Origin of the sequence: Halorubrum yunnanense, assembly GCF_026586675.1 — an archaeon.
Taxonomy (GTDB): domain Archaea; phylum Halobacteriota; class Halobacteria; order Halobacteriales; family Haloferacaceae; genus Halorubrum; species Halorubrum yunnanense.
Window position 1 is genome coordinate 77689 of record NZ_JAODIX010000019.1, and the last position, 13717, is coordinate 91405.

The following is a 13717-nucleotide window of genomic DNA, read 5'->3' on the forward strand; positions in this document are numbered from 1 at the left end:
CCGTCACGTCCCTCCCGTCGGTATGAACTGCCGGCGGTGTGGCACCCCGCTCCGTAAGCCCGGGGACTACTGTCTCACCTGTAACACCGCCAACGCCGACGCGGTCGTCGTCGAGTTCGCCGAGGACCGCGCGCGCCTGACGATGCTCGACGAGGACGAAGTCGTCGGCGAGACGACGGTGACGACCCGCCCCGAGAGCGACGAGCGGCTCACCCAGATCCAGCTCCGCAACTTCGCCGGGCAGGTTGCCGACGAGATCCGCCGCAAGCGACCCGACACCGTCTACGCCGCCGGCGCGCGCGAGCCCCTGCGGGAGACGCGCGCCCAGGTCCACCACGAGTTCTACCGCGTGCCGGACGCGGGCGTCGACGGGGAGTCCGACGACGGTCGCGAGCGCGCGAGCCCCGTCGTCTCGTGGGTGCTCGACCGGCGCGGCGACCGCGCGCTGGCGGTTGTCGAGACCCCGCCGCGAGAGAAGATCGGCGGCTCCCACTCGACGCTGATCGGCGACCGCAAGGGCCGGAAGGCGGTGAGCACCGTCGCGCAGCACCCACACGTCAAGAAGATCGTCCCGGGCCCTATCGACGCCGGGGGGACCGGATCGCGGACGGGGCTCCGCGCGAAGGCGACGCGCGCCGGGACCAACGGAAACGTCCGACTGCTCCTCCGCGACGGGTCCAGCGTGCAGGAGAATCGGATCGTCACCACCGCGATGGACCGCGAGACGGGCGAGCGCGTTCGCGAGGACCTCAACGAGGCGCTCCGGGAGGCGGAGCTTCAAGACGAGTGAGGAGCCGGCTCGCGCCGCCCCCCGCCGCCCGCGTTTTCCCGGTAGGTATATGAGCCGGCGGCCGCGATCGCTTATAAATGCTGAGCGACGTCATGGAGGACTACCTGAAGGCGATCTACGTCCTCCAGTCGGAGGGGGGCCCTCCCGTCTCGACGTCCGCGGTCGCGGAGTACCTCGAGAAGACCTCCCCGTCGGTCACGGACATGCTGGGGAAACTGGAGGAGCGCGGGCTCGTCGAGCGGGAGCCGTACCAGGGCGCGGAGCTCACCGCGGAGGGCGAGGCGGTCGCGCTGGAGGTCGTCCGCCACCACCGGCTGCTGGAGGCATTCCTCGCCGACCGACTCGACTACGACTGGAGCGAGGTCCACGACGAGGCCGACGCCCTGGAACACCACATCTCGGAGGAGTTCGAGCGTCGCGTCGCCGAGGCGCTCGGCGACCCCGCCGTCGACCCCCACGGCGACCCGATCCCCGGGGCCGACCTCGAACCCGTCGACGAGGGGAGCGGCCCGCGGCTCTCCGACCACGCCGAGGGCGACCGCGTGGTCGTCACCCGGGTGTCAGACCGCGACGAGGACGAGCTGGACTACCTCGCCGACGCCGGGATCACGCCCGGAACCGAGATCGATGTCGTCGATATCGCTCCCTTCGGGATGGTGACCGTGGCGACCCCGACCGCTGAGCAGAGCCTGCCGGCGGCGGTCGCCCGGTCGATCCGCGTCGAGGACGCGGACTGAGCGCGTCCGGGCTCCCGTCCGTCCCCGCTGCCCTCGTATCGCCCCCCACCTTCGGCCATCGGTGTCGCTTTTCCGGCCCTGACGCCCACTCTTCGTTCGCGGATTTTTTCACGAAACCGACCGTTCGGAGCGGTGTGAACCTCCTCGTCACGCTCGGTGCGGGGGTCGTCTTCGGCCTCGCGCTCGCGGCCCCGCCCGGCCCGATGAACGCCGTCATCGCCGGGGAGTCGGTGCTTCGGGGGCGATTCGCCGGCTTCCGCGCCGGGCTCGGCGCCGCCACCGCCGACGCGATATTCTTCGTACTCGCATACCTCGGGGTCGTCGCCGTCGTCGACTCGTTCCCGCTGCTCCGCGGCGCGATGGTCGCCGGCGGCGGCGTCCTGATGCTGTACTTCGCCGTCGGCGCGGCCCGCGGCGCGCGCGCGTCCTTCCGGCCGACCTCGGGCGACGAGCCGTCGATCGAGGCCGGAAAGGGGTTCCGCAAGGCGTTGGTACTCGCCCTGACAAACCCGTACCAAGTGCTGTTCTGGCTCACGGTCGGCGTCGGGATGCTGCGCCCCAGCGAGCTCGACGTGCTCGCCCGCCTCCCGGTCGTCGGCGCCGACCTCGCCGGGACCTTGGTGGTCTCCACCGGGTCGCCAGCGCTGATCGGCGGCTTCTTTCTCGGCGTGCTGATCTGGATCGTCGGGTTCCCCGTGGGACTCGCCGCCGCCGAGAACCGGACCGAGACGTTCGCGCCGGTCGTCGCGGTCGTCTCGGCGGTCGTGCTTGCCGGGTTCGGCGTCTTCTTCCTCTACGACGCGGCGACGACGCTCTCGGCGCTGGCGGGGTAGACGCCGCGGCGCGGCGAGGCCCCCGCCGGCCGCCGACATGGACAACGGCTTTGCCCCGCGAGCGCGACCGACCCGTATGTTCGAGAAGTCCACGTGGATCAAGCTCCCGCGCAACGTGCTCGTCGGTCACGACGTGATCGACGACCTCGGCGCCGCGGTCGGCGAGTTATACCTCACGGGACGGCCGCTGATCGTCACGAGCCCGACGCCGAACGAGATCGCCGGCGACCGGGTTCGCGCGCAGTTCGACGACCCCGAGACCGCGGTCGTCGAGGAGGCCTCCTTCGACGCGGTCGAGGAGCTCACCGCGACCGCCGAGGCGATCGACCCGGGCTACCTGATCGCCCTCGGCGGCGGGAAGCCGATCGACATCGCGAAGATGGCCGCCGACCACCTCGACGTCGGCTTCGTCTCCGTCCCCACGGTCGCCTCCCACGACGGGATCGTCTCCGGGCGCTCCTCCATCCCCGAGGGCGACACGCGCCACTCGGTCGCCGCCGACCCGCCGCTGGCGGTCGTCGCGGACACGACGCTGCTCGCGAACGCCCCGTGGCGGCTCACTACCGCGGGCTGTGCCGACATCATCTCGAACTACACCGCGGTGAAAGACTGGCGGCTCGCCCGGCGGCTCCGCAACGTCGAGTACAGCGAGTACGCCGGCGCGCTCTCGGAGATGACCGCGGAGCTGCTCGTCGAGAACGCCGACATGATCCGCCCGGGCTTGGAGGAGTCCTCGTGGGTCGTCGTGAAGGCGCTCGTCTCCTCCGGCGTCGCGATGTCGATCGCAGGCTCCTCGCGGCCCGCCTCCGGCGCGGAGCACCTCATCTCCCACCAGCTCGACCGCATCGCCCCCGGGAAGGCGCTCCACGGCCACCAGGTCGGCGTCGCCTCGATCATGACGGAGTATCTTCACAGCGGCGAGAACGGCCGATGGAGCGCGATCCGCGACGCACTCGACGAACTCGACGCCCCGACGACCGCCGCCGAGCTCGGCGTCGACGACGAGGAGCTGCTCGCCGCGCTGACCACCGCCCACGAGATCCGCGACCGCTACACGATCCTCCAAGGCGGGATCAACCAGGAGGCCGCCATCGAGGTCGCGACGGCGACGGGCGTCGTCGAGCGGTAGCCGGGACGACGTCGTCGAGCGGGAGGCAGCAGATAGCCCGCCCCGACCGGCGGGAGCACCCGAAGCCGACTTATCGCTCCGTTCCCTCCACCCGATATGTCCACCGCCAGCGTTCGCGACCGGGCCAAGGAGCGGGCCGGCGCGATCACCGTGATCCTCACGATCGTCGGCTACGGGGCCGTCGGCGGCGTCTTCCTCGTCCCGGAGTTCCAGGCGCTGTTCCCGACGCTGACCCGCGGCACCGTCGACCTGCTCGCGCACGCCATCGCCGCGGTCAACACCGTCACCGTCGTCACGCTCTCGCTCGGCTGGTACTGGATCCGCAACGACGAGGTCAGAAAGCACGCGGCCGCGATGACAACCTCTTTCGCTCTCATCCTCGTCTTCCTCGCGATGTACCTCCCGAAGGTCGCGGGCGGGGGAACGAAGGAGTTCGTCTTGGACTCGGCGTACGGCTGGGTCCCCTTATGGGAGTGGGTGTACCCGGCGTACCTGGTCATGCTCGCGGTCCACATCCTGCTCTCCGTCGTCTCCGTCCCCGTCGTCCTCTACGCGATCGTCCTCGGGCTCACGCATTCGGAGCGGGAGCTCCGGAACGAGACGCCGCACCGCCGCGTCGGTCGGATCGCCGCGAGCGCGTGGATCCTCTCGCTCGTGCTCGGCGTCGTCACCTACGTCCTGTTGAACCACCTGTACGACTCGACGTTCGCGGCCGCCGAGGCCGCGACGGTCCTCCTCCCGGTCGTCCTCGGCTGATGAACCCCGGCACCGGCCGCCCCCACCGAAACGCTTGACTCGCCGTCGCCACACCCTCACCCATGACCAACTGGATTGGCGACACATTCACCAGCGACGCCGGCTGGAGTCACCTCGAAGCGCTGGTCGACCTCGGGAGCCGCATGGCTGGCTCCGACGGCGAGCGCGAGGGGCTGGAGCTGACGCGCGACGCGCTGGCCGACGCCGGCGCGCGGAACGCGCGGATCGAGGCGTTCGAAATCCAGGGCTGGGAGCGCGGCGACAGCGCGATCCGGCTCGGTGACGAGACGCTCGCCGAGGGCATGAACGCCTGCATCGCGCTCCCGCGGAGCCCGAGCGGCGAGGCGACCGGTGAGTTCGTCGATCTGGGGTACGGCGTCCCCGAGGACTTCGAGGCCGACCTCGACGGGGCGGTCGTGATGGCCTCGTCGGACACGCCCGACTCGGTCGACCGGTTCGTTCACCGCAACGAGAAGTACTGCCGCGCCGTCGAGGCCGGCGCCGCCGCCTTCGTCTTCGCGAACCACGTTGAGGGGACGCTTCCGCCGACCGGCAGCGTCGGCACGGCGGACGCCCCCGTGGGCGATATCCCCGCGGTCGGCGTCTCGAAGGAGACCGGCTCGCGGCTCGCGCGTCGGTACGAGGGCGACGAGCTGACCGTCGCCGTCGACTGCGAGACGCCCGACGCGACGAGCGGGAACGCCGTGGCCGAGCTCGGCCCCGACACCGACGAGTACCTCGTCGTCTCCTCGCACGTCGACGCCCACGACCTCGCGGAGGGCGCGATGGACAACGGCGCCGGCACGGCGACGATCGTCGAGGTCGCCCGCGCGCTCGCCGCCCGCGAGGACGAGCTCGACCGGCGGGTCCGGTTCGTCGCCTTCGGCGCCGAGGAGGTCGGGCTCGTCGGTTCGTCGCTGTACGCGGAGGGTGTCGACCCCGACCGACTCGCGGCCGTCGTCAACGTTGACAGCAACGTGTTCGGCCGCACCCTCCGGCTCGACCACCACGGGTTCGACCCACTGGCGGCGGCCGGCGAGCGCGTGAGCGACCGCTTCGATCACCCAGTCTCGCTCGGCGCGGACCTGGTCCCCCACAGCGACCACTGGCCGTTCGTGGAGCGCGGGATCCCGGGGTACATGGTCTCCGGCGAGACCGAGGGCCGCGGCCGCGGCTGGGGCCACACCGGCGCCGACACGCTCGACAAGCTGGAATCCCGGAACCTCCGCGAGCAGGCGATCCTGCTGACCGAGCTCGTCGTCGAACTCGCCGACGAATCCGTAACAACCGAGCGCCGGGACCGCGACGAGATCGCGGCCGCCCTCGAGCGGGAGGGGAAGGCGACCGGCATGAAGGTCACCGGCGATTGGCCGTTCCAGCGGTAGCCCCCGCCGCGAACCGGGAGGTTTTCACGCGCGCCGGCCGCACCCCTCGCGTATGGAACCGTCGGAAGGGCGCATCGCGGTCGTCGGCGACGATCGGGCGACGGCGCTCCAGGACGCGCTCGCGGGCCTCTCCTACCGATCCGTCGACAGCGACGCCGCCGACGCCGTCGTCGCCGTCGGTGACGACGCCCTCCGCGACGCCCTCGTCGACGCGCCGAACGCCCCGGTGATTCCGGTCGGCGCGCGGCGGCTCGCGGTGGATGTCGACGCCGCCGAACGGCGGCTCCGGGCGCTGATCGACGCGGCGCTCCGCGGTGGGGAGGACGACGACGGGGGCGGTCCCGCGGCCGAAGTCCGGCGCGTCACGCATCCGACCCTCGCGGTCGACGCGGGAGACGGGCAGACGCGACGCGCCGCCTTCGACGTCGCGCTCGTCACCGCGGAGCCCGCCCGCATCTCCGAGTTCACGCTCGACATCGTCGACGGGACGAACGAGTCGTTCCGCGCGGACGGCTTCGTCGCCGCCACCCCGCTCGGGAGCGACGGGTACGCCAACGCCGTCGGCGGCCCGGTCGTCGAGCCCGGCGGCGGCCTCTCCGTGGTGCCGATCGCCCCGTTCCGGACCCGAACGGACACGTGGATCGCCGCGGACCGACTCTCGCTCTCAGTCGAGCGGGAGACGGAATCGGTCGCCCTCGTGGTCGACGGGGACGAGCGCGGGGCCGTCGCGCCGCACCGGCCGATCGCGATCGAGGCGGTCGACTCCGTCACGATCGTGACGCTCGCGGGCGGGCACCGAGCGCGGCGATCGGAAACACTCTAATAACTCGTCACCGGATGTGTCGATATGGACCCACTGCAGTTCCTCGTTCCCCTCGGCTGGCTGTCCGCCGTCGGACCGGTGCTGCCGTACGCGATACTCGTGATGGCGGTCGCGAACCTCGCGACGCGCCACCTCGCGCACCGCCGCCACGTCGAACAGGGCGACTCGGACGACGGCGTCGAGCCGTACACGCCGCACGCGTTCACGAACATCGGGCTCGTGCTGTTGAGCTTCCTGTTCGTGCTCGACGCCCCCGTCAGCGGCGTGATCCTCTCGGTGCTCGTGATCACGATGCTGATCGCCGACCTCTTCGAGCTGGAGGCGCGCAACGTCGAGGCGCGCAACGACATGCCGATCGAGGCCCCGAAGAGCTCGATCGCCGCGTCGCTGCTCGTCTTGGTGTTCGCCTCCTACTACGCCCTGTGGTTCCTCGTTTCGGGCCTCTGGGACCAGTTCGTCATCGCCTGAAACCGACTTCGGACGCCGCCGTTCCCGCCTCGCTATCGACGGTCGCGGTGTCGCTTTCTCCGTCGCTGCCACGTCCCTCCCACCCGTGACCTGCGCTTCTCCTGTTCCGCCGCGAGTTCCCCCTACCGTTCTCGAGGTCGCGGCTCCGCGCTCACGGTCGCGTCCGCTCGCCTGCTCTCGTCGGGGGTCTCGCGGGAGCCGTATCCACGCGGCGAGCCGGACGGACGTCTCCGGGTGACGGAAAATCGCGGAACAGAAGCGGGCCGAAAAACGACGCGGGCCGACGGTCAGTTCGCGGCGTCGCCGTCGGCGCCGTCGTCGAGGGCGTCGCGCAGTTCGCGGCTCGCTGGGATGAGCACCCAGAAGGTGAGCGCGCCGAGGATCATCACCCAGAAGAACGCGTCGCCGGCGACGAGGCCGATCTCTCCGTAGGCGCTGTCCACGCCCTCGGCGGGGTTGACCAGCTGCACGATGTCGTAGTACGAGGGCGTCCGGTACCATCCACCGAAGGTGAGCCAGCCGAGGCCACCGAGCGTGAACAGGGCGAACCCCTTCATGAACTCGTCTGCCATTGTTTTACGATTCGCCGGAGTCGTCTTGAGACTTTCCCATCCCCTGGCCGCGGAACCGCGTCCCGAGCACGTACACGGCGGTCCCGCCGACGATAAACGCGATGCCCGCGATCGCCAGCACGGCGACCAGCGCGTCCTTCGAGGGGTAAAGGCCGGCGCTGTTCAGGAGATAGACGATCGTCGTCCGAACGAAGCTGATCTGCAGCGTCGCGGCGTCGACGAGCGTGAACCCGATCAGGTACGCGACCACGGCCGCCAGCGTCGAGAAGACGGTGACGGCCTTGTACAGGCGGAACGGAACGACGACCTCGCGCCCCTCGGTCCCGGCTCGGGGGCCGGTCGGCTCGCTACGGGGGTCCTCCTGTTCGTCCGCGGCGATCGGGTCGCCCGTCTCGTCGAACGCCTGTGCGTCGTCGTGGTCGGTGGGTGATGACATCGAGGGAGTGTGCGGCGGGAAAACGGAACCGGGTGTTCGAGGCCGTTACTTCGGCGGGCGCAGCATGTAGTACCGCCGGTTCAGGTCGTACATGTACCCTTCACGCATCGTTTTCAACACCGCGTAGGTGATGATACCGCCGACGAGCGGGAGCATGAACGTCAGCGTGAGCAGCAGGTCGAGCGAGATCGGGAAGAAGTTCTGGATCGCGAGGGCCGCGAGCGTGATCGACAGGACGACCCCGGTCACGCCGACGGCCGCCCAGAACGGCTGCTCGACGGGACGCCGCGCGCCCCCCTTGTTGAGGAACGGCACGAGCGTGATGGCACCGAAGACGATCCCGTGAGCGGTGATCCCGAGGAACTCGTTGGAGATGGCGATGTTCCCGCCGAGCACCTCAAGGCTCGGGTTGATAGGGTTGAGCTTCAGCAGGCCGAACGACCAGTAGAGGTACCAGTCGGGCAGGATGATCCCCGGCGTCGAGCCGGGGTTCGCCGGCTCGCCGTAGTGCGCCGGCATCAGCGCCGCGATGAGGACGATAATTCCCACGAAGAAGCTCGTGATAGCGAGGTTCCGGATCGTCTCGTGGGGCCACGTGGGGAAGCCGAGCACGTCGCGCTCGACGTACGTCGACTCCGCGCGGAGGTCCTCGTCCTCGCGCCGGGAGCGCTCGAAGTACTGATAGGTGAGCTGCGCGAGCCCGCTGGAGTGCTCCTTGCGCTCGGTCCAGGTCGGCGTCTCGTCGTCCGGCGGCACGGTCGCCGGCGGACCGCCGTCGGTGCGCGCCTCCTCGTCGGTGCCTCCGTCCGTCATGGGGGTGGTGTCGTCGGTCATTGGATTAGTGCGGCTCGGCGATCCCCTGCACCCAGACGATGCCGACGTGGAGCGCGATGAGGCCGGTCACCACGAACGGCAGCACGAAGACGTGCAGGATGTACATTCTCACGAGCGTCGCCTGTCCAAGCGTGAACCCGCCGAACAGGAGCTGGGCCGCCCACTCGCCTACGATAGGCGTCGCGAGCGCCATCTCGACGCCGATCTGTGCGGCCCAGAAGGACAGCTGCTTCCACGGGAGCACGTACCCGGAGAAGCCGAACAGGAGTGTCAGGCTGATGAGCACGACCCCGAGGATCCAGTTGACCTCGCGGGGCTCCTTGTACGACCCGGTGAAGTACACGCGGAGCATGTGCAGGAACACCGCGGCGACCATGAACTGGGCCGACCAGCTGTGGATGGAGCGGAGCATGTAGCCGAACTGGACGTCCGTCATGATCATCACGACGGAGTCGTACGCGGCTGTCGGGTCGCCCTGCGCGACGGCGCCGGCGGTCGACGGGGAGTAGTAGAACCCGAGCAGCGCGCCGGAGACCGCCGCGACCAGGTACGCGATGATCGACAGCGACCCGAGCGAGTACAGCGGGTACCAGTACCAGAACTTGTTGTCTAAGTCGTACTGCTCCGTGTGGCTCTTCGGCATCTGGAGGTTCGCGCGGTAGTACATCGTCTCCAACAGCTCGAGGTAGTCGACGATGCGGAGCCGCTTGTCCAGCCAGATGAGCGTGGTAAGGAACGCGGTCTCGATGGCCGTCAGATCCTGATTTTTGAGCCACGCGTTGTGGTCCATGTCGTCCTGTTTCTTGAGGCTCATTGTGTCACTTCTTGTAGTACGGGTAGACAGCCCGCTTGATGGTGTCCATTGCGCCGCCGGTGTCTATCCCGACGCCGTCTTTGTCTTCCTCACGGACGTAGAGGTCCTCCCACTTGCGACGACGCTTCTTCACGATCATCACGTCGGGGAGGAACTCCTTGCGGTACAACAGGAGGATGAAGGCGAGGTCGATGAAGATCATCGCCAGTAACGCGCCGGCGAACATGTTTCCGAACTCCGTCGAGGCCCACGCGGACATGAGCCCGAAGACGAACAGGGAGACGAACACGACCTCGATGACGGTGAGGAGCACGATCGCGATCGCGGCGGCGGTGCTCTCGCGAGCGGGCTCGTACCGGTGGATGTCGCCGTACGAGGATCCCCCAGAGCTCATTGTGCACCTCCGTGGCCGGTGTGGGCGGACTCGCCGTACTTCAGCAGGTAGAACGTGAACACGAACGTGAGCGAGATGCCCAGCATCGCGGCGATACCGACCCAGTGCGCGTGAAGCGGCACCCCGACGTGGGCGATGTTCTCCGGCCACCCGTTGGACGCGCCGCCGACCTCGACGGTCGGGACGTCCTCGCCGACTGCGAGGCCGCCGTGCATCCCCGTCGCCGTGTGAGGGACGCAGTGGTAGTGAGTGATGCCGGCGTCCTCCTCGGTCACCTCGTACTCGTAGGTCGCGCCCTCTTCTCCGATCGGGTCACCGCTGTCGAGGCTCGCCGGGCCGCCGCCGTCGACGGTGGCCACGTTGTGGGCGCCGCCCTCGCCGGTCCACTCCCACGTGACGGTCGTCCCCGGGTCGACCCACAACTTGGTCGCGTCGAACGCGAGCCCGCTGTCGCCCGCGCCGACCTGGACGGTCACCTCGCTCTCGCCGCGGGCGTCCTGATAGGATCCCAGGTTCCCGCCCGTGACCCCGCTCGGCCACTCCGGTTGTACCTCCTGTGCGGCGGCCGTCCCGGTCGCGCCGGCACCGGCCGCGACCGCGGCGGTCGCACCCCCGGCCGTCCGCACGAATTCCCGCCTTTTCATACAGTTTTACTCAGGACGGCGTGCGCTTAAACCCACCGACTGACCCCGTCGACGGGGGGACGTATACAGGGCCTCTATGCCGCGATATCGGCGCTTTACTCGTCGAGTTGGTCCTCGTCTACGACCCCTCCTTCGACCGGGACGAAGTCGGGACGCTCCTTGGCCTCGCGGAGGGCCCGCAGCCGCTCTCGGTACTCCTCCGAGCGGAAGCGATCCGAGAGCCGCGCGTTCGCCACCATCACGAACAGGAAGAGGCCGACGAGCAGGAACACGACCCCCATCGCCGGCGCCACGATCGTGTCGAGGTCGGTGAGGAGCGTGGCCCCGAGCAGCGCGGCGCCGGCGATCAACTGCACGACCGCGATCACCTGGACCATCAGGTTCCCGAACTCACCGGACCCCTCGGGGACGGTGTCGGGGTGCGGAAGCGACCAGTCCTCCGGCGGCTGGGGGACGTCGTACGACTCCATGGCCGCCAGCGCGACGACGGGCTCGATGTCGCGAAGCACCGTCCCCTGTCCGGCCACCTCGCCGGTCGGTCGGACGATGGCGTACCCCTCGTCGGAGTAGACCAAGATCCGCTCCTCGCCGTCGGCGCGCACGCGCTCCAACACACCAAACACCTCCCGACGGGCGATCCGCGACTTGAGCTCCGCCTCGGCGCGTTCGAGCAGGCGGTCGCCCGTGATCCACGAATCGGCGTCGAAGGCGGCGTCCCACTCCTCGGCGCTCATCCGGGCCATGTCCGACGGGCCGAAGTCGTCGAAGTCGTACTCCTCCTCGACGCGCCGCCTGAGCTCGTCGAGGTCGCCCGCGGCGTCGTCCTCGACGGTCTGTCCCGCCCCGTCCCCGGGCCTCTCGCCGCCGGGAGACGCCTCGTCGCCGTCGGGTGACGCCCCGTCATCGGACGCGCCCGGTTCCCGGTTCGGTCTCGGTTCCGACTCCGATCCCGTCGAGGTGTCCTCCATCGCTCTCCAGTACGGGCTCCGCACGCTAACTGTTTTCGTCCTCGCTCCGAGGCGGATCGGGGAGTTTTACGCGCCGGAGCCCGAACCGTTAATCGATGGTAGACGAGTCGGTCTTCGCGGCGCTCGCCGGGCTGTCGGTGACGACGAGTCTCCCCTTCCTGCTGTACGGGGCGTGGATCATGATCGACGCCGAGACGGTGAGCTGGAACGTCCTCACGCACCACCTCTGGTACATCGGTACCGGGCTGGCGCTGACGACGGTCCCCATCGTCGTATGGATGATCCCCCGCCTCTTCCGGCGGCTGTCTGGGCTCGCCGTGATCCACGCGTTCCTCGGACTCCAGGCGTACGCGCTGCTGGCGTTCGCGCTCACCGGTATCGTCCGCATCTTGCAGGCCAAGCGAAACGCCGACGCGTACGACGACCCCGACGTCGACATCGACGAGATCCACGAGGACATGAGCCACTGGCGCGCCCGGCTCCGCGTCGGCGTTGCGGGGTTCATGCTCCTCTGGCTCTGCGCGTGGGTGACGGGCCTTTACCGCTTCTACTCGATCCACGTGGCCACGGCGATCTGAGGAGCACAGTCTTCCGCCGTTCGATCCCCGCCTCCCTCCCCGACCGACAGCTTCAATCCCGTTTTACTCTAACAGGGCGTATCGTGGCAGTCACCTTCGACCTGTTCGGGACGCTCGTCGACGTCGAGTACCCCTCGGACCCCGCGGAGACCGTCGCGCGAGAGCTGGAGTCCCGCGGCATCGCGGTGCCGGACGACTGGCACGTCGCGTACGGCGAGCGACACGTGGACGCCCCGGCCGGGGCCGAGGTCCCGCTCCCGGCGCACGTCGCACACGCGCTCGACTCCCGCGGCGTCGACGCCGCGGAGAACGTCGTCCGGCACGCCGTCGTCGCGGCGTTCGACCCGGACGTGACGAGACGCGACGGCGCCCTCGAGGCCGTCCGCGACGTGGGCGCGCAGGGGCCGGTCGGGCTCCTCTCGAACTGCGCCGTGCCGGAGCTCGTCTCCAAGACCCTGATCCGCGCCGGCCTCCGCGGCGAGTTCGACGCCGTCACCGCCAGCGTCGGCTGCGGCTGGCGGAAGCCCCACTCGAAGGCGTTCGAGGCCGCGGCCGACGCGCTCGACGTCGCTCCCGAGACGCTGGTCCACGTCGGCGACAACCCCGACACCGACGGGGGAATCAAGGACGTCGGCGGTCGCTTCGTCGACGTGACGGAGACGCCGCTCTCGCAGGTCGCGGCCGAGTTCGAAGCCGAGCCGTAGCGTCGTCTTTTAAATACCTCGCTCGCGAGAGAGGCGGTCCGCCCACTCCTCTCCGATCCGCCCCTCCGCCACGAGCTTCTCCAGGTGCGCGACGACCGTCGCCCGCGCGAGGTCCGCGACGCCCGTCAGGTCCTTCTCGTAAGCGGCGTCGACGACCGCGTCCACGCCGCTCGCGCCGCTCTCGACCGCCGCGAGGACCGCCCGCTCGCGGTCCAGTCGGTGGTCGATCAGTCGCTGACAGGCGCTTCTCGGATCGCTAATCACGGGACCGTGACCCGGGTAGAGTCGGTCGTAGCCGCCGTCTCGGACCCGTTCCAGGCTGTCGAGGTACTCGCGGAGGTCGCCCTCAGGGGCCCCCACCACGACGCTGCCCTCGGCGACCGCGAGGTCGCCACAGAGGAGCCCGTTGGGGGCAGTTCCGTCCCTGCGGCCCTCGGTGACCGCGAAGGCGACGTGGTCCGGCGCGTGGCCGGGCGTGTCGACCGCGCGGACGTCGGTGTCCCCCACGGTCTCCCCGTCTGCGAACGTCCCGTCGGGCTCCACGCCGGTCGCCTCCGCGAACCGGTCGATGTGGTCGGCGTGCGCGAAAACGGGAGCGCCCGTGAGCTCCGCGTACTCGCCGACCGCGCCGACGTGGTCCGGATGGGCGTGGGTGACCGCGATCGCGTCTATCGCGGCGTCGGAGCGGCCCTCACCGTTGAGGTCGATCGCGTCGTCCAGCGCGTCGGTGCGGGCCGCGGGGTCGACGAGGAGCCCGCCGGCGACGTGGGCGTTCGTCGTCCCGCCCGGCGCGCGGGTGTCGACCGGAGCCGGGACGCGGGTGATCGACTGACTCGGGTCCGACGCCGCCAT

18 protein-coding genes are annotated in these 13717 nt (G+C 69.8%); 10 read left to right on the forward strand and 8 right to left on the reverse strand.

Annotated features, from left to right (window positions below; all coding sequences use genetic code 11):
• The first annotated feature begins 22 nt into the window (after positions 1-22).
• The 8 genes from N5096_RS04170 to N5096_RS04205 all read left to right on the forward strand — a co-directional run bounded on the left by N5096_RS04170 (position 23) and on the right by N5096_RS04205 (position 6921).
• Positions 23-790 (forward strand): DUF2103 domain-containing protein, encoded by a 768-nt coding sequence (locus tag N5096_RS04170; protein ID WP_267663072.1) that lies wholly within the window; start codon positions 23-25, stop codon positions 788-790.
• 77 nt (positions 791-867) lie between these two features.
• On the forward strand, positions 868-1527 hold the full coding sequence (locus tag N5096_RS04175; RefSeq protein ID WP_267663073.1) for a metal-dependent transcriptional regulator: 660 nt from the start codon (positions 868-870) through the stop codon (positions 1525-1527).
• A 134-nt stretch (positions 1528-1661) separates the two neighbouring features.
• On the forward strand, positions 1662-2360 hold the full coding sequence (locus N5096_RS04180) for a LysE family translocator (protein WP_267663074.1): 699 nt from the start codon (positions 1662-1664) through the stop codon (positions 2358-2360).
• A gap of 76 nt (positions 2361-2436) precedes the next feature.
• Positions 2437-3489 carry an NAD(P)-dependent glycerol-1-phosphate dehydrogenase gene (locus N5096_RS04185; RefSeq protein ID WP_267663075.1) on the forward strand — a complete coding sequence of 351 codons (1053 nt, stop codon included), beginning with the start codon at positions 2437-2439 and terminating at the stop codon, positions 3487-3489.
• Between the two features lie 96 nt (positions 3490-3585).
• Positions 3586-4245 (forward strand): DUF420 domain-containing protein, encoded by a 660-nt coding sequence (locus tag N5096_RS04190; RefSeq protein ID WP_267663076.1) that lies wholly within the window; start codon positions 3586-3588, stop codon positions 4243-4245.
• 62 nt (positions 4246-4307) lie between these two features.
• Positions 4308-5630 (forward strand): M28 family metallopeptidase, encoded by a 1323-nt coding sequence (locus tag N5096_RS04195; protein ID WP_267663077.1) that lies wholly within the window; start codon positions 4308-4310, stop codon positions 5628-5630.
• A 52-nt stretch (positions 5631-5682) separates the two neighbouring features.
• Positions 5683-6453, forward strand: coding sequence for an NAD(+)/NADH kinase (locus N5096_RS04200; protein ID WP_267663078.1), 771 nt, complete (start codon positions 5683-5685; stop codon positions 6451-6453).
• 24 nt (positions 6454-6477) lie between these two features.
• The gene (locus N5096_RS04205; protein ID WP_267663079.1) at positions 6478-6921 is read left to right on the forward strand and encodes a DUF7313 family protein; all 444 of its coding nucleotides are present in this window, start codon (positions 6478-6480) and stop codon (positions 6919-6921) included.
• A 287-nt stretch (positions 6922-7208) separates the two neighbouring features.
• On the opposite strand, the gene N5096_RS04210 is transcribed toward N5096_RS04205, so the two are convergent.
• The 7 genes from N5096_RS04210 to N5096_RS04240 all read right to left on the reverse strand — a co-directional run bounded on the left by N5096_RS04210 (position 7209) and on the right by N5096_RS04240 (position 11583).
• Positions 7209-7493 carry a DUF7314 family protein gene (locus tag N5096_RS04210; protein ID WP_267663080.1) on the reverse strand — a complete coding sequence of 95 codons (285 nt, stop codon included), beginning with the start codon at positions 7491-7493 and terminating at the stop codon, positions 7209-7211.
• Between the two features lie 4 nt (positions 7494-7497).
• The gene (locus N5096_RS04215) at positions 7498-7929 is read right to left on the reverse strand and encodes a DUF7315 family membrane protein (RefSeq protein WP_267663081.1); all 432 of its coding nucleotides are present in this window, start codon (positions 7927-7929) and stop codon (positions 7498-7500) included.
• Between the two features lie 45 nt (positions 7930-7974).
• Complete coding sequence (locus N5096_RS04220; RefSeq protein WP_267663082.1) at positions 7975-8763, reverse strand: cytochrome b family protein; 789 nt, start codon at positions 8761-8763, stop codon at positions 7975-7977.
• A 4-nt stretch (positions 8764-8767) separates the two neighbouring features.
• A complete protein-coding gene (locus N5096_RS04225; RefSeq protein WP_267663083.1) occupies positions 8768-9577 on the reverse strand; it encodes a cytochrome b in 810 nt (269 codons plus the stop codon).
• A gap of 4 nt (positions 9578-9581) precedes the next feature.
• Positions 9582-9971 (reverse strand): DUF7318 family protein, encoded by a 390-nt coding sequence (locus N5096_RS04230; protein WP_267663084.1) that lies wholly within the window; start codon positions 9969-9971, stop codon positions 9582-9584.
• On the reverse strand, positions 9968-10615 hold the full coding sequence (locus N5096_RS04235) for a halocyanin domain-containing protein (RefSeq protein ID WP_267663085.1): 648 nt from the start codon (positions 10613-10615) through the stop codon (positions 9968-9970). Before N5096_RS04235 ends, N5096_RS04230 begins: the two co-directional genes overlap by 4 nt.
• A gap of 95 nt (positions 10616-10710) precedes the next feature.
• Entirely contained in the window at positions 10711-11583 is an 873-nt protein-coding gene (locus tag N5096_RS04240) for a DUF7319 domain-containing protein (RefSeq protein WP_267663086.1), read from the reverse strand.
• Positions 11584-11678: 95 nt separating this feature from the next.
• On the opposite strand from N5096_RS04240, the gene N5096_RS04245 reads away from it, so the two are divergent.
• Positions 11679-12161: a DUF7321 family protein gene (locus N5096_RS04245; protein WP_267663087.1), complete on the forward strand. Its 483-nt coding sequence runs from the start codon at positions 11679-11681 to the stop codon at positions 12159-12161.
• An 83-nt stretch (positions 12162-12244) separates the two neighbouring features.
• Positions 12245-12865 (forward strand): HAD family hydrolase, encoded by a 621-nt coding sequence (locus tag N5096_RS04250; RefSeq protein WP_267663088.1) that lies wholly within the window; start codon positions 12245-12247, stop codon positions 12863-12865.
• A gap of 9 nt (positions 12866-12874) precedes the next feature.
• On the opposite strand, the gene N5096_RS04255 is transcribed toward N5096_RS04250, so the two are convergent.
• Entirely contained in the window at positions 12875-13717 is an 843-nt protein-coding gene (locus tag N5096_RS04255) for an MBL fold metallo-hydrolase (protein ID WP_267663089.1), read from the reverse strand.